The sequence below is a fragment of the Mesorhizobium sp. WSM4836 genome (assembly GCF_055811815.1).
The window spans coordinates 117,061-135,849 of sequence record NZ_JBVVQF010000006.1; the positions used below are offsets into that span (position 1 = coordinate 117,061).

13 protein-coding genes are annotated in these 18,789 nt (G+C 63.3%); 8 read left to right on the forward strand and 5 right to left on the reverse strand.

Translation table 11 applies throughout. The features are described 5' to 3' along the window. Positions 1 to 152 precede the first annotated feature (152 nt). Together AC0L2P_RS10095 and AC0L2P_RS10100 are read left to right on the forward strand one after the other, a co-directional pair. Positions 153 to 980, forward strand: coding sequence for a helix-turn-helix domain-containing protein (locus AC0L2P_RS10095; protein ID WP_473501078.1), 828 nt, complete (start codon positions 153 to 155; stop codon positions 978 to 980). A 73-nt stretch (positions 981 to 1,053) separates the two neighbouring features. After that, positions 1,054 to 1,476 carry a VOC family protein gene (locus AC0L2P_RS10100; RefSeq protein ID WP_473501079.1) on the forward strand — a complete coding sequence of 141 codons (423 nt, stop codon included), beginning with the start codon at positions 1,054 to 1,056 and terminating at the stop codon, positions 1,474 to 1,476. Here the strand turns inward: AC0L2P_RS10100 and AC0L2P_RS10105 are convergent. Then, on the reverse strand, positions 1,473 to 2,942 hold the full coding sequence (locus AC0L2P_RS10105) for a cobyric acid synthase (RefSeq protein WP_473501080.1): 1,470 nt from the start codon (positions 2,940 to 2,942) through the stop codon (positions 1,473 to 1,475). The genes AC0L2P_RS10100 and AC0L2P_RS10105 overlap by 4 nt on opposite strands. A gap of 1 nt (position 2,943) precedes the next feature. After that, positions 2,944 to 3,558, reverse strand: a complete 615-nt coding sequence (locus AC0L2P_RS10110) for a dimethylsulfonioproprionate lyase family protein (RefSeq protein ID WP_473501081.1) — start codon at positions 3,556 to 3,558, stop codon at positions 2,944 to 2,946. Between the two features lie 151 nt (positions 3,559 to 3,709). Here AC0L2P_RS10110 and AC0L2P_RS10115 point away from each other — a divergent pair, with 151 nt between their 5' ends. Next, positions 3,710 to 4,876, forward strand: a complete 1,167-nt coding sequence (locus AC0L2P_RS10115; RefSeq protein WP_473501082.1) for an isobutyryl-CoA dehydrogenase — start codon at positions 3,710 to 3,712, stop codon at positions 4,874 to 4,876. 180 nt (positions 4,877 to 5,056) lie between these two features. After that, a complete protein-coding gene (gene mmsB, locus AC0L2P_RS10120; protein WP_473501083.1) occupies positions 5,057 to 5,941 on the forward strand; it encodes a 3-hydroxyisobutyrate dehydrogenase in 885 nt (294 codons plus the stop codon). A 321-nt stretch (positions 5,942 to 6,262) separates the two neighbouring features. Here the strand turns inward: mmsB and AC0L2P_RS10125 are convergent, their stop codons facing one another. The 3 genes from AC0L2P_RS10125 to AC0L2P_RS10135 form a co-directional block, all read right to left on the reverse strand. Beyond that, positions 6,263 to 7,642 carry an aspartate aminotransferase family protein gene (locus AC0L2P_RS10125; RefSeq protein ID WP_473501084.1) on the reverse strand — a complete coding sequence of 460 codons (1,380 nt, stop codon included), beginning with the start codon at positions 7,640 to 7,642 and terminating at the stop codon, positions 6,263 to 6,265. A gap of 239 nt (positions 7,643 to 7,881) precedes the next feature. After that, complete coding sequence (locus AC0L2P_RS10130) at positions 7,882 to 9,951, reverse strand: prolyl oligopeptidase family serine peptidase (RefSeq protein WP_473501085.1); 2,070 nt, start codon at positions 9,949 to 9,951, stop codon at positions 7,882 to 7,884. Between the two features lie 96 nt (positions 9,952 to 10,047). Beyond that, positions 10,048 to 11,205 (reverse strand): MFS transporter, encoded by a 1,158-nt coding sequence (locus tag AC0L2P_RS10135; RefSeq protein ID WP_473501086.1) that lies wholly within the window; start codon positions 11,203 to 11,205, stop codon positions 10,048 to 10,050. Between the two features lie 208 nt (positions 11,206 to 11,413). Here AC0L2P_RS10135 and AC0L2P_RS10140 point away from each other — a divergent pair, with 208 nt between their 5' ends. The 4 genes from AC0L2P_RS10140 to AC0L2P_RS10155 all read left to right on the forward strand — a co-directional run bounded on the left by AC0L2P_RS10140 (position 11,414) and on the right by AC0L2P_RS10155 (position 18,705). Then, on the forward strand, positions 11,414 to 12,991 hold the full coding sequence (locus AC0L2P_RS10140) for a trimethylamine methyltransferase family protein (RefSeq protein ID WP_473501087.1): 1,578 nt from the start codon (positions 11,414 to 11,416) through the stop codon (positions 12,989 to 12,991). A 136-nt stretch (positions 12,992 to 13,127) separates the two neighbouring features. After that, positions 13,128 to 15,701, forward strand: a complete 2,574-nt coding sequence (locus tag AC0L2P_RS10145) for a GcvT family protein (RefSeq protein WP_473501088.1) — start codon at positions 13,128 to 13,130, stop codon at positions 15,699 to 15,701. An 87-nt stretch (positions 15,702 to 15,788) separates the two neighbouring features. Next, positions 15,789 to 17,366, forward strand: a complete 1,578-nt coding sequence (locus AC0L2P_RS10150; protein ID WP_473501089.1) for an ArnT family glycosyltransferase — start codon at positions 15,789 to 15,791, stop codon at positions 17,364 to 17,366. A gap of 25 nt (positions 17,367 to 17,391) precedes the next feature. Next, complete coding sequence (locus AC0L2P_RS10155) at positions 17,392 to 18,705, forward strand: M24 family metallopeptidase (RefSeq protein WP_473501182.1); 1,314 nt, start codon at positions 17,392 to 17,394, stop codon at positions 18,703 to 18,705. Positions 18,706 to 18,789 lie beyond the last annotated feature (84 nt).

The window sequence follows — 18,789 nt, forward strand, 5'->3', positions numbered from 1 at the left end:
GGGGGCCGGCGGGCGGCTTTTGGGGGGTAAAAAAAAAATTAAATAACACCCCAAACCCCCAAACCTCCCCCACCGGGGGCCCCCCCCAAAACCGCGGGCCGCTTTTGATTCTGCAGGATGGTCTGTTAGAATTCCTGGACGAGGGAAAGCACATGCCCGCCAGCGAAGACGGCAGCCGCCACGACGGCCCAGGGTTCGATCGGTTCGAGATGGTGCGGCGCCCGCCCAGTCATCGGCTTCAGGGCGCCGTCACCGACATATGTGGCTTTCGCGAAACCATGCCAGGCCATTTCCGCGACGTCGAATATGCCTCGCTGACCGTGCCGCTGGTCATCAGCTTTGCCGAACCGTTCGCCATCGGGCTCGGCAAGGACCCAAGCGACAATGACCGCTTCGCCAGTTTTGCCGCCGGCCTCTATGCCGGGCCGGTGGTGATCGAATCCTGCGGCGGTGCCTGCTGTGCACAGATCAATTTCACGCCGCTCGGCGCTCGTCGCTTCTTCGGCCGGCCGATGAGCGAACTGACCGACCGCATGGTCGGCCTGGATGACGTGCTCGGCGTTGAAGGCATCGCGCTGCGCGAAAGGCTCGGCAATGCGCCGGATTGGAGCGCACGTTTCGCCATCGCCGAGGCCTTCGTCGCGGATCGGTTGGCAACCGCAGACCGCGCTCAAGCCGAAATGGTCTGGGCCTATGAGACGATCGTCTCGACGCGTGGGCGGATCCGCATCTCGACGCTGGCCGAAAAGCTTGGCTGGAGCCGCAAGCATCTTGCCGGAAAATTTTCGGACGCGATCGGCACCGGCCCAAAAACGCTGTCGCGAATTGTCCGCTTCAACCATGCGCTCGGGCTGTCGAGACAGGCCAGCAGCGATTGGGCCGACATCGCCGCCGACTGCGGCTATGCCGACCAGGCGCATCTGGTGCGCGAGTTCCGCGACCTCGCAGGCACCACGCCGACGACTGTCGCCGCGAGGTGACATTTCTTCAAGACGCGCAACCGGCGTTCGCGCAGACTGGGTTGATCGACCAACCCACTGAAGGAGATCAGCCATGCCGAACACCACCGAAGCACCGCGGCTTTACCCGGCGCTACGCTACAAAAATGCCGGCAAGATGATCGACTGGCTGTGCGACGCTTTCGGCTTCAGCGTTCGCGCCCGCTATGGCGAAGGGGACGTGGTGCACCACGCCGAACTCGCATTCGGCTCATCGATCATCATGCTCGGCACGGCCCGCGACGATGCCTACGGCAAGATGGTTGGTGCGCCCGGCTCGGGCGGCGGCAAGTCGATCTATATTGCGGTCGATGACGCCGACGCGGCATATGCTCGGGCAAAAGCGGCCGGCGCCGAGATTCTTGAAGAACTCACCGACCGCGACTATGGCAGCCGCGAATTCATCTGCCGCGATCCGGAAGGCAATGTCTGGTCGTTCGGCACCTACTGGCCGAAGGCTAACGAAGCTGCCAACTAACGAGCCAGCCCAAAGATGGCGTCGCAGTCGAGGTGGGTTTCCACTTCGGCTGCGATCTCGTCCAGTGCCCGTTCGACCTCGGCGCGGTAGTCGATGCCGCCGCCCTTGACGCCGAGGCTTTCGAGGAATTTCGCCCGGAAGGCGTCGGCGGAAAACAGCCCGTGCATATAGGTGCCTGATACCTTTCCGTCGGCCGAGATAGCGCCGTCATCGACGCCGTTGATAACGGCGGATGGCCGCAGCGTGTCCGGACCGGTGGTGCGGCCGAGATGGATCTCGTAGCCCTCGAGCGGCAGATCGAACGGCACCGAGCACGCGCTGACATTGCGCACCGTCTTTTCCGGCTCCATCACCGTTTCGACGTCGAGCAGCCCGAGGCCTTGCGTCTCTGTGACGCTGCCCTCGATGCCCTCGGGATCGCGCACGCTATGGCCGAGCATCTGGAAGCCACCGCAAATGCCGACGATATGGCCACCGCGTTTCCTGTGCGCGGCAAGGTCGTGGTCCCAGCCGTTCTCGCGGAATTTCAGGAGATCGCCGATCGTCGACTTCGAGCCGGGAATGACCACCAGCCCTGCATCTTCGGGCAAGCGCTCACCAGGCGGCACGAACACCACCTCGACCTGCGGTTCGGCCTTGAGCGGGTCGAGGTCGTCGAAATTGGCGATACGCGAGAGTACCGGCACGGCGATCTTCAGCGCGCGCTTCTCGCCGGACGCCAGCCGTTCGAGCACGACGGAGTCTTCTGACGGCAGCCGCGCCGCCGCCCTCAGCCACGGCACGAGGCCAAAACAGCGCCAGCCGGTGAATTTTTCGATCGCCTCGATGCCATCGTCGAACAGCGAGACATCGCCGCGAAACTTATTGATGAGATAGCCGACGATCATTCGCCGGTCCTCGTCCGGCAGGATCAGATGGGTGCCGGCGACCGAGGCGATGACGCCGCCGCGATCGATATCGCCGACCAGGATCACCGGCACGCCGGCGCGCGTGGCAAAGCCCATATTGGCAATGTCGCGGCTCCTGAGATTGATCTCGGCCGGCGATCCCGCGCCCTCGACAATGACCAGATCGGCGCCCTCGCCGACCTTCGCCCAGGAGTCCAGCACCGCATCCATTAACCGGCCCTTCAGCGCCTGGTAGTCGCGCGCCCGCGCCTCGCCGAACACCTTGCCCTGCACGACGACTTGAGCGCCGACATCGGTTTGCGGCTTGAGCAGCACCGGGTTCATATGGACGGTCGGCGCCACGCCGCAGGCGATCGCCTGCAGCCATTGGGCGCGGCCGATCTCACCACCGCCTGAACCGCCAGGAATATCAGCGACGGCCGCGTTGTTCGACATGTTCTGCGGCTTGAACGGCCGCACTTTCAAGCCGCGCTTCTTCGCCGCGCGGCAGAGGCCGGCAACGAGCACCGTCTTGCCGACATCCGAACCCGTACCCTGCAGCATGATCGCCTTGGCCATGTCAGCCTCTGCCCTGTGCAACGGTTCCGGTGATCGTCGACTTGGCTGCCAGCGGGCCGCCCCGCCAGAGATAGAGCGCCAGCAGCGGCTCCGGGCCGGTGCGCATGGCGTGGCTGACGCCAGAGGCATGGTGGATCACCTCGCCCGCCGCTCGAACGCGAAAACCGCCATCGCCCATGCGCCATTCGGTGCCGCCGGTCAGCGGGATGTAGATCTCCTCCGCAACATGATGATGGTCGGGATAGACGATGTCGGGTCCAAGGATCAGCAGGCCGGCCGCGACCTCTTCATTGACGAAATGGCCGCGCGTACCGAACACCTCCAGCCAGCCGTAATTGTGGATGAAAACCTTCCCGAAATCCGCTTCGCCATAGGTCTGGCCCCAGTGCAGATCGCCGCGACGCTCCGCAACCAGCCGCGCCAGCGGCTTGGCCGCAGCGGGAGCGAGTTCGACGATACGGTCGAGCTGGACGAGACAAGGCAGTGCATGCGGTTCAAGTTGCCGGCCCGGCATGTCCCAGCCGATCTGGGCCGCGGCGTCGCGCACCAGCGCATCGTCGAACGTCTGGAGATAGGCATGGAAGCGTCCAAGCAGTTCGTCTAAATTTGTTGTCACACTTTGCTCCAAAGCGCATTCGCGCACAGCGGCTGCCCAGATAGTTGGGTCGAGACGGTCGGGTTGCGCGGCGGCATCATTGGTCTAGATTGGACTGCGCGCAAAGCCAAAAACGACAGGCCAGCAGGCCGGAAACATGAGGGAGCACGCCATGGACGCCGCTGTCGATGCGGGCACCAGCCAGTTCGAACTCAACGAGGACCAGCGCGCCATCCAGGAGATGGCCGAGGCCTTCGCCGCCGACCGTGTGGCGCCGAACGCACTCGACTGGGATCGCAACAAATATTTCCCCGCCGATGTGATCCGCGAGACAGGCCCGCTCGGCCTTGGCGGCATCTATGTCCGCGACGATGTCGGCGGCTCGGGGCTCGGCCGGCTCGACGCCGTGCTGATCTTCGAGGCGCTTTCGCGGGCCGATCCGGCGTTTTCAGCCTTCATCTCGATCCACAACATGGCGGCATCGATGATCGACCGCTTCGGCAGCGACGAGCAGCGCCGGCGCTTCCTGCCGAAGCTGACCTCGATGGAATGGCTGGCCAGCTATTGCCTGACCGAGCCGGGTTCGGGATCGGATGCGGCGGCGCTGAAGACGCGCGCGGTCAAAAGCGGCGGCGATTATGTGCTGAACGGCGCCAAGCAGTTCATCTCCGGCGCAGGCGACAGCGACATCTATGTCGTCATGGCGCGCACCGGCGCCGACGGGCCGAAGGGCATTTCCACCTTCGTCGTGCCGAACGATGCGCCCGGCCTTTCCTTGGGCGGCAACGAGCACAAGATGGGCTGGCATATGCAGTCGACGCGCCAGGTCGTCTTCGAGGACTGCAAGGTGCCAGCGGAAAACCTTCTGTCGGCAGAAGGCGCCGGTTTCGGCATCGCCATGGCCGGGCTCGATGGCGGCCGGCTGAACATCGCTGCCTGCTCGCTCGGCGGCGCGCAATCGGCGCTCGACAAGGCGCTCGCCTACACCGCCGAGCGCAAGGCTTTCGGCTCGAAGATCAACCAGTTCCAGGCGCTGCAGTTCAAACTCGCCGACATGGAGACCGAACTGCAGGCAGCGCGCATCTTCCTCTACACCGCCGCTTCGAAGCTCGACCGCAAGGCGCCGGATGCCTCGAAATGGTCGGCAATGGCCAAGCGCTTCGTTACCGACACCGGCTTCAACGTCGCCAATGACGCCCTGCAGCTGCATGGCGGCTATGGTTATCTGCACGATTACGGCATCGAGAAGCTGGTGCGCGACCTGCGCGTCCACCAAATCCTCGAAGGCACTAACGAGATCATGCGCGTCATCATCGCACGCGCGCTGATCGGTCGATAGAGAATTTAGTGAGTAGTGAATGGTGAATCAATCATATAGACCATGACTAAACCATGACCTGCTGACCACTGACCACTGACTACTCACTACTGACTACTCATCGCTGGCTACTCACCACTTACTACTCACTATTCACTATTAACTATCCACTATTCACCACTCCACTGACGGAGCGCCGCTATGACCACCATCGCCTTCATCGGCCTCGGCAATATGGGAAATCCCATGGCCGCCAACCTGGTCAAGGCCGGGTATACCGTGCACGGCTTCGATCTGGTGCCGGAAAACCTCGTCATCGCCAGAGAGCACGGCGTCGTCATCATGGCCAATGCCGTTGCAGCGGTGAAGGATGCCGATGCGGTCATCACCATGCTGCCGGCCGGCAAGCATGTGCTGTCGGTTTATGCAGACATCGCGGCCAAGGCGAAAAAAGGCGCGCTGTTCATCGATTCTTCGACCATCGACGTCGAGTCGGCTCGAAAGGCCCATGCCATCGCCGCCAGGCACGAGTTGCTGTCGATCGACGCGCCGGTCTCCGGCGGCACGGGCGGTGCGGCGGCCGGCACGCTGACCTTCATGGCCGGCGGTTCGAAGGATGCATTCGCCAAGGCCGAACCAATCCTCAAGCCGATGGCTGGCCGCATCGTTCATTGCGGCGACGACGGCGCCGGACAGGCGGCGAAGATCTGCAACAACATGATTTTGGGCATTTCGATGATCGGCGTTGCCGAGGCTTTCGTGCTGGCGGAAAAGCTCGGCCTGTCCCACCAGGCGCTGTTCGACGTCGCCTCGACCTCGTCCGGCCAGTGCTGGTCGCTGACTACCTACTGTCCGGTGCCCGGCCCGGTGCCGACATCGCCCGCCAACAATGGCTATAAGCCAGGGTTTTCGGCGGCGCTGATGCTGAAGGACTTGAAACTGTCGCAAGAGGCCGCACAGAGCGCCGGTGCGGCAACGCCGCTCGGCGCCGAGGCAGCCCAGCTCTATGCGCTATTCAACGCACAAGGAAATGCCGGCGCGGATTTCTCCGGCATCATCAAATTCGTGCGAGGTGACCCGGCGTAGGCTTTAATTTCGCAGGTTTTCGATCTGCCGGAGCGGAAAGTCGGCAAATTTAGGTTTGCTTAAGCTCTTGCTAACTCTGCAGTAACGATGTGCGTTTAAAACGGATTGCGAGGCGGACATCCGCCCGGCGCTCCGGATCAGGTCTCGCGTACCGGAGCCCGTAAGTTTCGCCGTACGTTTCGCAGGTGTTTAGTTGGCGAAGCGCCATGCGTATCTGGCAAAGCCGCGTTCCGATGGAGCGCGGTTTTTGCGTTTTGCATCCTCGCCCAGCAAGCGCTCAATCGATCGCCGGGCGCCCGATACGGAGCGCCCGGTCGTCATTCACCGCTTGCGCAAATCTGCTTCGGCCAGGTCGAGCGCCCTGGCGATGCGGTCGCAGGCCTCGTCGATCGTCTCGCGCGTCCAGATCAGCGGCGGCGACAGGATCATCGTGTCGCCGGTAGCGCGCAGCATCATGCCCTGAGCAATCGCATGGTCGCGAACCGTCACCGCCGCGCTGCCAGCCGGCAGGAAGCGCTCCTTGGTCGCCTTGTCCTTGACGATCTCGATCGCCCCCATCAGCCCGAACGAGCGCACCTCGCCGACCAGATCGTGACCGCCGAAACGTTCCTGCAGCGCCCTGGCAAAGTAAGGCCCGGTATCGTTCCTGACACGCTCGACCAGGCCTTCGCGCTCGATGATCTCGAGGTTCTTCAGCGCCACCGCGCAGGCCACCGGATGCCCGGCATAGGTGTAGCCGTGGTAGAATTCGCCGCCCTTTTCGACCAGCGTCGCCGCGATGCGGTCGCCGACCAGCAGCGCCGATAGCGGCTGATAGCCGGAGGTCAGCGCCTTGGCCGTGGTGATGGTGTCGGGCTCGACATCGAAGGCTTGTGCGGCGAACCACTCGCCGGTGCGGCCGTAGCCGGTGATGACCTCGTCCAGCATCAGCAGGACATCGTACTTGCGGCAGATGCGCTGCACCTCCGGCCAATAGCTCATCGGCGGGATCTTCACCCCGCCTGCCCCCATCACCGGCTCGCCGATGAAGGCGGCGACCTTGTCGGCGCCGGCTTCCAGGATCGCGTCCTCGATCGCCTTTGCCGCGCGCAGGCCGAAATCATGGTCGCTTTCGCCGGGCAGCGCGAGCTCATAGGCATAGGGCATCATCACATGGACGATGTTGGGCACGGCGCCGCCAAGCTGCTTGTGCATCAGATCCATCCCGCCGAGCGAGGCGCCGGCGATGGTCGAGCCGTGGTAGCCCATCTTGCGCGAGATGATGCGGTTCTTCTCGGGTCGGCCTTCAAGCACCCAATAGTGGCGAACAAGACGCAGCGCCGTGTCGTTGGCCTCCGAACCGGACGAGCCGTAGAACACCTGGTTGGTATGCGTCGGCGCAATCTCCGCCAGTTTCTTGGCGAGCAGAACCGGTGTCGGCGTCGAGCATTTGAAGAACGAGTTGTAGTAGGGCAATTCCTTCATCTGGGTGTAGGCGGCGTCGGCCAGCTCGTCGCGGCCATAGCCGACATTGACGCACCACAGCCCGGCCATGCCGTCGAGGATTTCCGTCCCTTCGGAATCGTAGATGAACGGCCCGTTGGCGTGGGTGATGATGCGCGAGCCGGTCTCGCGCATCTCCTTGTGGTCGGTGAACGGATGCAGGTGATGCGCGGCATCGATCTGCTGAAGCTGCTTCAGCGAATAATTCTGGTAGGTCATGACTGGTCTTCCTCTTGAACCAATCCGGCAGCTTTCGCGCCGGGGCGGATTCGTCAGAGGACAGCGGGTGGCGAATAGCCGATGCGGGCGCAAAGCCGCAACAGCTCGGCGCGAAGCGTGCGCGACGACGGCGTTACCGCCACCCCAAATGCGCAACCCGATTTCGCCAGCCGAGCCATGCAGGTACCTTAGGCTGCCTCGAGCCCTCAGTTCAAGCCGTGCCGGTCAAGCGACGCCGGTCAATTGGTGCCAGTCAGGGCCCGCTGCAGGAAGACGTACTTCATCGCCGCCTGGGCGGCCTGCGGCCGCCGGTCGCCGCGCCCGCCATGGCCTCCCTCGGTCTCCTCGAAGAACAGCGTCTTGGCATGGCCGGCCGCCTGCAGCCGTGCCGCCATCTTGCGGGCATGGCCGGGATGTACGCGATCGTCGGCGGTCGAGGTCGTCAGCAACACCGGCGGATAGGCTGCATCCGTGTCTACATGCTGGTAGGGCGAATAGGCGGCGAGCCAGGCTGCCTCTTCCGGCTTCGACGGATCGCCATACTCGGCCATCCATGACGCGCCGGGCGGCAGCTCGGTGTAACGCAGCATATCGAGCAGCGGCACGTCGATGATCACCGCGCCGAACAATTCCGGGTGCTGGGTCAGCGAGACGCCGGTCAGCAAGCCACCATTCGATCCGCCCTGGATGCCCAGTGTGGCGGGCGTAACAATGCCCCGTTTGACCAGATCTTGCGCGACCGCGGCGAAATCGTCGAAGGCATTCTGGCGATTGGCCTTGAGCGCCGCCTGGTGCCAGTTCGGGCCGAACTCGCCACCGCCGCGGATGTTGGCCTGCACATAGGCATTGCCCTTCTCCAGCCACAGCCTGCCGCGCACGCCGGCATAGCCGGGCAACAGCGGCACTTCAAATCCGCCATAGCCGTAAAGCAATGTCGGCACCGGCCCGTCCTGGTCGCGCCGCCGGACGACGAAGTACGGGATCATCGTCCCATCCTTCGAGCGCGCCTCGAACTGTTCGGAGACCAGGGACGACGCATCGAAACGCGGCGGCTGCGATTTCACCGCTGCCATCGTCGCAGCATTGTCGTCCGACCAGATGATCGAGCTCGGCGTCAGGAAATCGGTGAAGGAGAAGGAGATGCTGGAACCGAAATGCTCGGCATGGCTGATGCCGACATTGCCGTTTTCGGGCAATGCAACGGGCTTGAACTCCCAGCCGCTGTCGCTGCGCTCGCCGGCGATGACCTTGCCGCGCACATTGTCCATCAAATTGATGAACAGCCGGTCCTGCGTGCGGGCAATGCCGGCGATCGAGACGCGGTGCGCCGGCTCGAGAACGGTATCGATGGATCCGAATAGCCCGGTTTCGATCCAGCGCTCGAAATCGAGTGAATAGAGCCCGTCGGGCTTGCACAGCGTGCCGTCCGGCGCCGTCCATGGGGTACGCACGCCGAAGACAAGCTGGCCCTTGAACAGCGCCGTATCGGTGACGTCGTCCGGCAACGGGATGCGCCTGTTTTCGCCCCATGGCAGCCGCAGGAAACTGTGCGAGGCGAAGAAGTCGATGGTCCGGGCCAGCAAGACATGACGCTTGTCGCCGTCGAATTCGACGGACCCGCCGACGGCAAGATCCTGCTTCAGCGCCTCAAAGATCGGCATCGCCGCTTCCAGTGGCGTGCCGCGCCGCCAAAGCTTGACCACGCGCGGATAACCGGACTGGGTCTGGTCGTCCTCCTCGAAGGCGGCGGCAACGATAACTGCGTCCTCGTCCAGCCAGCTAAAGCTCGATTTCGAGGCAGGAGCACGAAAGCCGCCGTCGACGAAGCACCTGCTTTCGATATCGAATTCGCGCATCTCGCTGGCATCGCCGCCATCCGGCGACAGGCTGAGCAGGCAGCGGCTGAAGTCGGGGTAGAGCCGACTGGCGCCGCTGAACACCCATCTCACCCCCTCTTTCGCCGCCAGACTATCGAAGTCGATGATCGTCTGCCATTCCGGCTTGTCGGTCTTGTAGGAGGCGACCGAGGTGCGCCGCCAGAGGCCGAGTACGTTCGTCCGGTCCTGCCAGAAATTATAGACATGGCCGTTGATAGCGGTCCCGACGGCGATGTTATCCTCGGCCGTCATCAGGTCGAGCGCCGTCTCGAACGACGTCTGATAGGACGGATCACGCTGCAGCTCCCCGACCGTGATCGCATTTTGGCGATGCACCCAGTCGAGTGCCTGCTTGCCTCGTCTGTCCTCCAGCCAGAGAAACGTATCTTCGGCCGCCGGATCCGGCTGGGTCTGGCTGTTCAATTTGGTCATGAAGTCTCCGGTTAAGTCGGGCGTCGGTACCGCCCAGATCGACATGGGGCCGCTTATATTCAAGTCATTGCTTCAGGAACGGCGACCTTCTGGCATTCACACCATCCGCCTTCGAATAACGGTCACAACCGCCAGCGCCAGGCAAATGGCGCCGAGCATCGGCAGACCGCCTGCCCCAAGGACATCCATGGCGCTGCCCGCCAGCGGCGGCACGGCGATGCCGCCGACGCCCCACATCAGCGAGAAGGCGGCGTTGCCGGCAACCAGTGCCGAGCCGGTGAAGCGCTCGCCGAGCTCGATGATCGACATCGTGTAAATGCCGTAGGAAACCGCGCCCCAGATGAAGACGCACGGCCATATCAATGGCGTCTCGATGAGAACCGGCAGCAGCACGCATCCCAGCACCGTCATCGAAACACAGATGAACCGCACCAGCCGCGCCGTCAGCCGTTCCGCCAACAAGCCGAGCGGCACCTGCATAGCGATATTGCCGGCGATCATCACTGACAGCAGCGCCGAGATGCGCGCTTCGGCGATGCCGTAATGTGTTCCATAGACCGGCAGCAAGGCGAGCACCGCCTGTTCAAAACCGGCGGCCACGACGACCGCCGATAACAACAGCCAAGCCTGCGGCACGAACCCTAGGACCGAAACCCGGTGCCCGCGCTCGTCGACCCTCGGCAGCCGTGCCAGCACCGAGGCGAGGCAGGCGCCGCAAAACAGGAATGCGCCGATGCCGACCAGAAATGGCGGCCATCCCACGGTGCCGACCGCAAGCAGGCACAGCGGCCCCGCCGCAAAACCCGCCGAAATGATCGTCGAATAGATGCCCATGACGCGGCCGCGGCGTGCTGGCGGCGCCTGTGCGATCACCCAGACTTCGCTCAGCACGTAGAGCGGGTTGGTGACGGCGCCGATCAAAAAGCGCAGCGGAAACCACAGATAGACATTTTGCGTCCAGCCGATCAGCGCCAGCACCAGCGCGGAAAGTGCCGCGCAAGTAAGCGCGGTGCGCCCGGCCCCGAAACGGCGCGCCAGCGCTGGAACCAGCGGCGAAGAGACGATGAAGCCGATCGGCGTCATGGCCGCCGACAGGCCGATCATGGCCGGCGAGACGCCCTGGCGCTGCAGGATGAAGCTCAACAGCGGATAACTCAGCCCTTGCGCGATGGCAAACACCGAGACGGTGGCAATCACGCCGGTGATCGCCGCCCATTGCCCTATCTCGCCGCTGCTCTGTTCCGCCCGGTCCATGATGCAGGACTAGCGTTTCGTTTCCGTCGCAGTAAGCACCGGCAACGAAAACCGCTTGCGCCAGCCGGAAGAGATAAGAGCCCGACGATCCCGCCGGCTGCCCCCAGGGCATGTCGCTTCCCTCGTCCTAGTGGTCGCCGCCTCCGCAATGGCCGGGCGGCCGGCAGTCCATTATGCTGCCGCACTGCCGCAGCGTACGAGGACTATCATGACCGCCGCCCTTCAGCCCGCCGAACCGGCACCGGCAAACGACCGCGCCCGTCGCGGCGGCCGCGCGGGGAAGCGTGCCGGCGGATCGGCGGCGTTCGAGCAGCCGCCGTTTCGGCAGTTGAAGAACCCGCTAGCGCCGACCCGGCTGGTTTCTGACGACGAGCTGGAATCCATCCACCTCGCCTCTCTGCGCGTGCTCAGGGAAATCGGCGTCGACGTGCTGCATGACGAAGCCCGCCGCATCATGAAGGCGCATGGCGCCGATGTCCGCGAAGGCAGCGAGCGGGTCCGCTTCGACAGCGACATGATCCTGGAACTGGTTGCGTACTGCCCGCCGGAATTCACCATCCACTCCCGCAACCCGGCGCATAATGTGCGCTTCGGTGGCGATAATCTAATCATCTCGATGATGGCGTCGGCGCCCAATTGCTCCGACGTCGACCGCGGCCGCCGGCCAGGCAACCAGCAGGACTACCGCAACTTCCTCAAGCTTGCGCAAATGCACAACATATTGAACTGCACGGGCGGCTATCCGGTCGAGCCGATCGACATCCATCCGTCCGTGCGCCACCTCGAATGCATCCGTGACCTCGCCACGCTGACCGACAAGATGTTCCACATCTATTCGCTCGGCAAAGAGCGCAACGTCGACGGGATCGAGATCACCAGGATCGCGCGCGGCATCAGCCATGAGCAGTTGCTCGCAGAGCCGTCGGTATTCACCATCATCAACACCAATTCGCCGCTCAAGCTCGACGTGCCGATGATGGAAGGCATCATCCAGATGTCGAGCAAGGGCCAGGTGGTCATCGTGACGCCCTTCACCCTGTCCGGCGCCATGGCGCCGGTGACGATTGCCGGTGCGCTGGTGCAGCAGAATGCCGAGGCGCTGTCCGGCATCGCCTTCGCGCAGATGGTGCGCAAGGGCGCACCTGTCGGCTACGGCGGGTTCACCTCGAATGTCGACATGAAGTCCGGCGCGCCGGCCTTCGGCACGCCGGAATACATGAAGGCGCAGCTGGTCGGCGGTCAGCTCGCCCGCCGCTACAACATTCCCTACCGCACCTCCAACACCTGCGCCGCCAACACGGTCGACGCGCAGGCCGCCTATGAAAGCGTGTTCTCGCTGTGGGGCGCCATCCAGGGCGGCGGCAATCTGATGATGCATGCCGCCGGCTGGCTCGAAGGCGGCCTGCGCTGCTCCTATGAGAAGACCATCCTCGACATAGACCTGTTGCAGATGGTCGCCGAGTTCCTGACGCCGCTGGATCTTTCTGAGGAAGCGCTCGGTTTCGACGCCATCCGGTCGGTCGGCCCCGGCGGCCATTTCTTCGGCACTCAGCATACACAGGACCGCTACAAGACCGCCTTTTATGCGCCCATCATTTCCGACTGGCGCAATTTCGAGAGTTGGGCGGAGGCGGGATCGCCGACCGCGCTCGAAAAGGCCAATCGCGTCTGGAAGGAGCGGTTGGCGTCCTATGAAGAGCCTTATATGGATCCGGCGATCCGCGAGGAGCTCAACGCGTTCGTCGACAAGCGCCGGGCCGAAGGCGGCGCGCCGACCGATTTCTGATCACTGGTTTAATGAACAGTCGACCCCCACTCCGTCTTGATGGCAGGCTGGCCGAAAACCTCGCAGTATCCGATCTCCGCTTTGTTTTCGCGCCCCGCTCACTCGATTCAATCTCTTCAAAAACGGAACTATCTTCATGAAATCTCATGCAAAAGCGGTTGTCATCGGCGGCGGGGTCGTTGGCTGCTCGGTGCTCTATCATCTGGCCAAGGCTGGCTGGACCGACATCATGCTGATCGAGCGTTCGGAGCTGACCTCCGGCTCGTCCTGGCATGCGGCGGGCGGCTTCCATACGCTCAACGGCGATCCCAACGTCGCCAAGCTGCAGGCCTATACGGTGCAGCTCTATAAGGAGATCGAGGAGATTTCCGGCCAATCCTGCTCGTTGCACCTGACCGGCGGCGTGATGATGGCCGACACGCCCGAGCGCATGGATTTCCTTCGGCTCGCCCACGCCAAGGGCCGCTATCTTGGCATGGACACCGAACTGATCACGCCGTCCGAAGCCAAGGCAATGTTCCCGCTGATGGATGAGACAAACTTCGTCGGTGCCATGTGGGATCCAGTCGAGGGCCATCTCGACCCTTCCGGCACCACCCATGCCTATGCCAAGGCCGCCAGGAAGCTGGGCGCCGAGATCTTACTGCGCAACCGCGTCGTCGAGCTGACGCAGGAGGTCGACGGCACCTGGAACGTCGTCACCGAGCAAGGCACGGTCAAAGCCGAGCATGTCGTCAACTGCGGCGGCCTGTGGGCGCGCGAGATCGGTCGCATGGTCGGCGTCGAGCTGCCGGTGCTGGCCATGGAGCACATGTATCTCCTGACCGAGCCCATGCCCGAGGTCGAGGAATTCAACAGGTCGACCGGCCGCGAGATGATCGGCGTGCTCGACTTCAAGGGCGAGATCTATACCCGCCAGGAACGCAACGGCATCCTGCTCGGCACCTATGAAAAGGCCTGCAAGCCGTGGTCGCCGGTCAACACGCCCTGGGATTTCGGCCACGAGCTGCTGCAGCCTGACATCGACCGCATCGCGCCGTCGCTCGAGATCGGCTTCAAGCATTTCCCCGGCATCGAAAAGGCCGGCATCAAGCAGATCATCAACGGTCCCTTCACCTTTGCACTCGACGGCAACCCGCTGGTTGGCCCGGTGCAGGGTCTGACGAATTTCTGGTGCGCCTGCGCTGTCATGGCCGGCTTCAGCCAGGGTGGCGGCGTCGGCCTGGCGTTGTCGAACTGGATGGTCCACGGCGATCCCGGTTTCGACGTCTGGGGAATGGACGTTGCGCGCTTCGGCGAATGGGCAACGCTGCGCTATACCAATGCAAAAGTGCGCGAAAACTATTCGCGCCGTTTCTCCATCCGCTTTCCCAACGAGGAATTGCCGGCGGCAAGACCGGCGCAGACGACTCCGCTTTACGACACCATGCTCACCAACAACGCCGTCATGGGTGACAGCTGGGGTCTCGAAACCCCGCTCTGGTTCGCGCCGAAAGGCTCAGAGCCGAAGGATATCGTGTCCTTCCACCGCTCCAATGATTTCGGCCCGATCGGCGAGGAAGTGCGCGCCACCCGCGAGAGGGTCGGCGTCACCGAGATCGCCAACTTCGCCAAATACGAAGTCTCCGGGCCAGGGACCGAGGATTTCCTCAACCGGCTGATGACCAATCGCATGCCAAAGACCGGCCGCATCGTGCTGACGCCGATGCTGAACGAGTTCGGCCGGCTGATCGGCGACTTCACCATCGCCAAGGCGGGCGAAGAACGCTTCATGATCTGGGGCTCTTCCGCCGCGCAAAAATACCACATGCGCTGGTTCGAGAAGCATCTGCCAAAGGATGGAAGCATCCGCATCCATCGCTTCGACCAGACGCTGGTCGGTCTCTCCATCGCAGGGCCGAAATCCCGCGACCTGCTGCAGAAACTGGTCGATGTCGACATCTCGACCAAGGCGTTCCGCTTCATGGATTTCCGCGAGATGGCGGTCGGCGGCGCGCCCTGCATGGTCAACCGCATCACCTATACCGGCGACCTCGGCTATGAGATCTGGATGCCGCCTGCCTACCAGCGCCTTGTCTACAAGGCGATCAAGGAGGCCGGCGAAGAGTTTGGCCTTGTGGATTTCGGCATGCGCGCTTTGCTCTCGATGCGGCTTGAAAAGAACTTTCCGACCTGGTTCCGCGAGCTTCGTCCGATCTATGGGCCGTTCGAGGGCGCGATGGACCGCTTCATCAAGTTGGAGAAGAACGATTTCATCGGCCGGGAGGCAGCGGCCAAGGTACAGGCGGAAGGGCCGAAGCTGCGCCGCGTTTCCTTCATCGTCGATGCCGCGGACGCCGACGTCATGGGCGACGAGCCGATCTGGGCCAAGGTCGGCGACAAGGATTACGGCACCGTGGAAAAGCCGCATGGCTATGGCGCGCCGCGCTTCGACGCGGGCGGTAACGAAGTGCGCGGCTCGAACGCCGCCGAAGGCGCGTCTGCCGTGCGCGGCGTTGTCGATGGCGAGTGGCGCGTGGTCGGCTGGGTCACTTCCGGCGGCTATGCGCATTATGTCGAGAAGTCGATGGCGCAAGGCTATGTGCCGGCAGCGCTTGCCGAGAACGAGAGCGCCGGACTGTTCGAAATCGAAATCCTCGGCCACCGGCGGCCGGCACGCATCAACGTCGAGCCGCCCTTCGACCCGAGCGGCGAGAAGATGCGGATGTAGGCGCAGCCGGCCGGTCGCATTGTGCGAGCATACTCTCCATGCTAGCGCAGCCGGCAACACTCTGCTGGCAAGGGCGATGAGATTTCATTGAAGTACAATCCGAGATGGGCCGAGTGGCTGGCCGAGGGACGGATCGGCCCCTTCCCGGCCGCGATCGTCATGGTCGCGGCTTACTTAACCTTGCAGACCATCACACTGTCTTTGTTGAGCGCTTGGGCGGGCACCGGCGTCGGCATCGACGATGCGGAGCAGCTGATCTATGTTCCATATCTCTGGGCCGGTTATGGCGGCTCGCAACCACCCCTCTACACCTGGATCAACTGGCTGGCCGCGCATGTTTTCGGTACCAGTATCTTCACGCTGAAGCTCGTCAAATACTCCGTGTTGTTCCTTGCCGCCTGCAGCGTGTTCGCCGCCATGCGGCGGTTCGGCTACACCAAAGCGACAGCGGCGGCGGCCATGTTCGGCCTGTTTACGGTCCCGCAGATCGTCTGGGAATCGCAGCGCGCCTTGTCGCATTCCGTCGCCGTCGTCGGCTTCTGCTCGCTGCTCCTGCTCGCCATGGCCTATCTTCTCGAGCGGCGAAGCATGATCGCTTATGCGGCGTTTGGCCTGGCCACCGCGGCGGCAATTCTTGCCAAATATAATGATGTCTTCCTCGTGGTCGCCCTTGTTGCGTCAGTGCTGTCGCTGCGCGAATGCCGCAGCGCGATCCTTGATCCGAAGTTCGCCATCAGCATAGCGGTCGCGATATTGGTGCTGGCGCCAACCACCTACTGGAGCCTCATGCATCCCGCCGACTTGTTGTCGAGAGGCGAGAAGTTCGGAATAGACTCGCAACAAGGGCGCATGGCGGCGGCCTTTGTCGGCGCCGGCAAGTTTATCATGGGGACCTTCAATTTCGCGGTCTTGCCGGTGCTCGTTTCCGCCCTGGCATTCTGGCTGGGGAAGTTGCGTTTCCCCGAGCGGCACCCGAAAGGTCCGGCCCGGGAAATTCTGTTGTGGCGTACCTTGGCGCTCGGCTTGGCCATGCTGGCTACACTTGTGCTGGCCACCGGCGTGACGGTGGTGAAGGACCGCTGGCTGCTGCCGGTCCTGTTCCTGTTGCCTCTGGCCATCGTCGCCACTATGGAACGGCTGGCGCCGCGCGGCCGGAATACGCAGCTCCTGGTGATCGCGGCTGGAGCGACCATCGCCGTGCTGCTCGCGCCCGCCACCTGGTACGTCCAGATAAACGGGACAAGTGGCCTGTCGCGGATGATCCGCGTGGATTACCCCGCCCTCTATCGCCAACTGACCGCGGACGGACCGGTCAAAACCGCAATATCGGACGGTGCATGGGTCGGAAACCTGCGGTTGGTCGACGAAAAACTGGTTGCGCTTGACCAGGAAGTGCCTAGTTTCGAAACGCTGATGCGGGAGCCGGCCGTACTCGTCTGGCTTGACCGCGACGATCCGCGGCCGGTCATTTTGGACCAGCTCAAAGCGGCCGGCTATGAGCCGGACGGCCAACCGCGGCAAATCATGGTTCCGTTGTTGCGTGGCACCGACAAGTCCGCCCGGCCCGGCGCCTATATAAGATTGAAGAGAATGGCGAAGGGAGGAGGCACGGCGCCCAAGGAAGCTGTTAGCGAAGGAGCCGAGGGTGGACAGGAACCCGACTGACCGGCCCCGTCATAATCGCAAGATCATGCCGTTCGAGCCGGCCGGCTCGATCGATGCGCTGCGCAAAAAATCGCGGCTGAAGGCCGCTGAACTCAACCAGCATGTGCTGGGCTATGGAGCGCTGGCGGAAGCCGAATGGCAGGCGGCGGGCATTGCTGCTCCTGACCTGCCCGCCATGCGCCGATACCGGCTCGAGCGCATCCGCGCCGAGCTGAAGCGCCGCGATTATGCGGGAGCCCTGCTCTACGATCCGGTCAATATCCGCTACGCCACCGACGCGACCAACATGCAGCTCTGGGTCGCGCACAATTCCACCAGGCATTGTTTCGTCGCCACCGATGGGCCGGTGGTGCTGTTCGACTATTTCTCCTGCGAGCATCTTTCCGATCATTCCGGCGTCGTCGACGAGGTGCGGCCGGCGGTGTCGTGGGCTTATCTGTACAGCGGCGAGCTGACCGGTCAAAAAGTCCGCCGCTGGGCAGCCGGCATCGCCGAGGTGGTATCGGAACACGGCGGCGGCAATCGCCGTATCGCCGTCGACCACATCAATCTCGAGGGCATCGAAGAGCTCGCCCGTCTCGGCATTTCGACCGGCAATGGCGAGGCGGTATTGGAAAATGCGCGGCTGATCAAATCGCCCAACGAGATCCTTGCCATGCGCCGAGCGATCGTCGCTTGCGAGGCGGCGATGGGTGAGATGCAGCAGGCGCTGAGGCCGGGGATTTCAGAGACCGAATTGTGGGCCGAACTCCATCGCGGCAACATCGCCCGCGGCGGCGAATGGATCGAAACCCGGCTCCTGTCGTCGGGCCCGCGCACCAATCCATGGTTCCAGGAGTGTTCGTCGCGAACGATCGAGTCCGGCGAGCTCGTCGCTTTCGATACCGACCTGATCGGTCCCTACGGCTTCTGCGCCGACCTTTCGCGCACCTGGCTTTGCGGTGACGCGCCGCCGTCGCAGGAGCAGCGCGGCCTGTTTCGGATCGCCGCCGACCAGATCGCCCACAATACGGAGCTGATGCGGCCGGGCGTATCGTTCCGCGACCTCGTCGAGCGCTCGTCGGTGCCGCCGGGAGATTGCTTCCCGGCCCGTTACGGGGTGCTCTATCACGGCGTCGGCCTTGCCGACGAATACCCGACCTTGCCGCATGCTAGCGACTGGACCGACGACACACCCGACGGAGTGCTCGAACCTGGCATGGTGCTGTGCGTCGAGAGCTATATCGGCCGGCTTGGCGGCTACGAAGGCGTCAAGATCGAGGAACAGATCCTGATCACCGAGACCGGTAATGAGAAGCTTTCGACTTACCCGCTCGACGAGCGGCTGCTTGGCGGCTGAGCGAAGCTAATGCATGTCGCGCAAAAGCATGTCCTCGGGCTTGACCTGAGGGTGTGCAGCGGTTTTGCGATAGCGACATGCCTA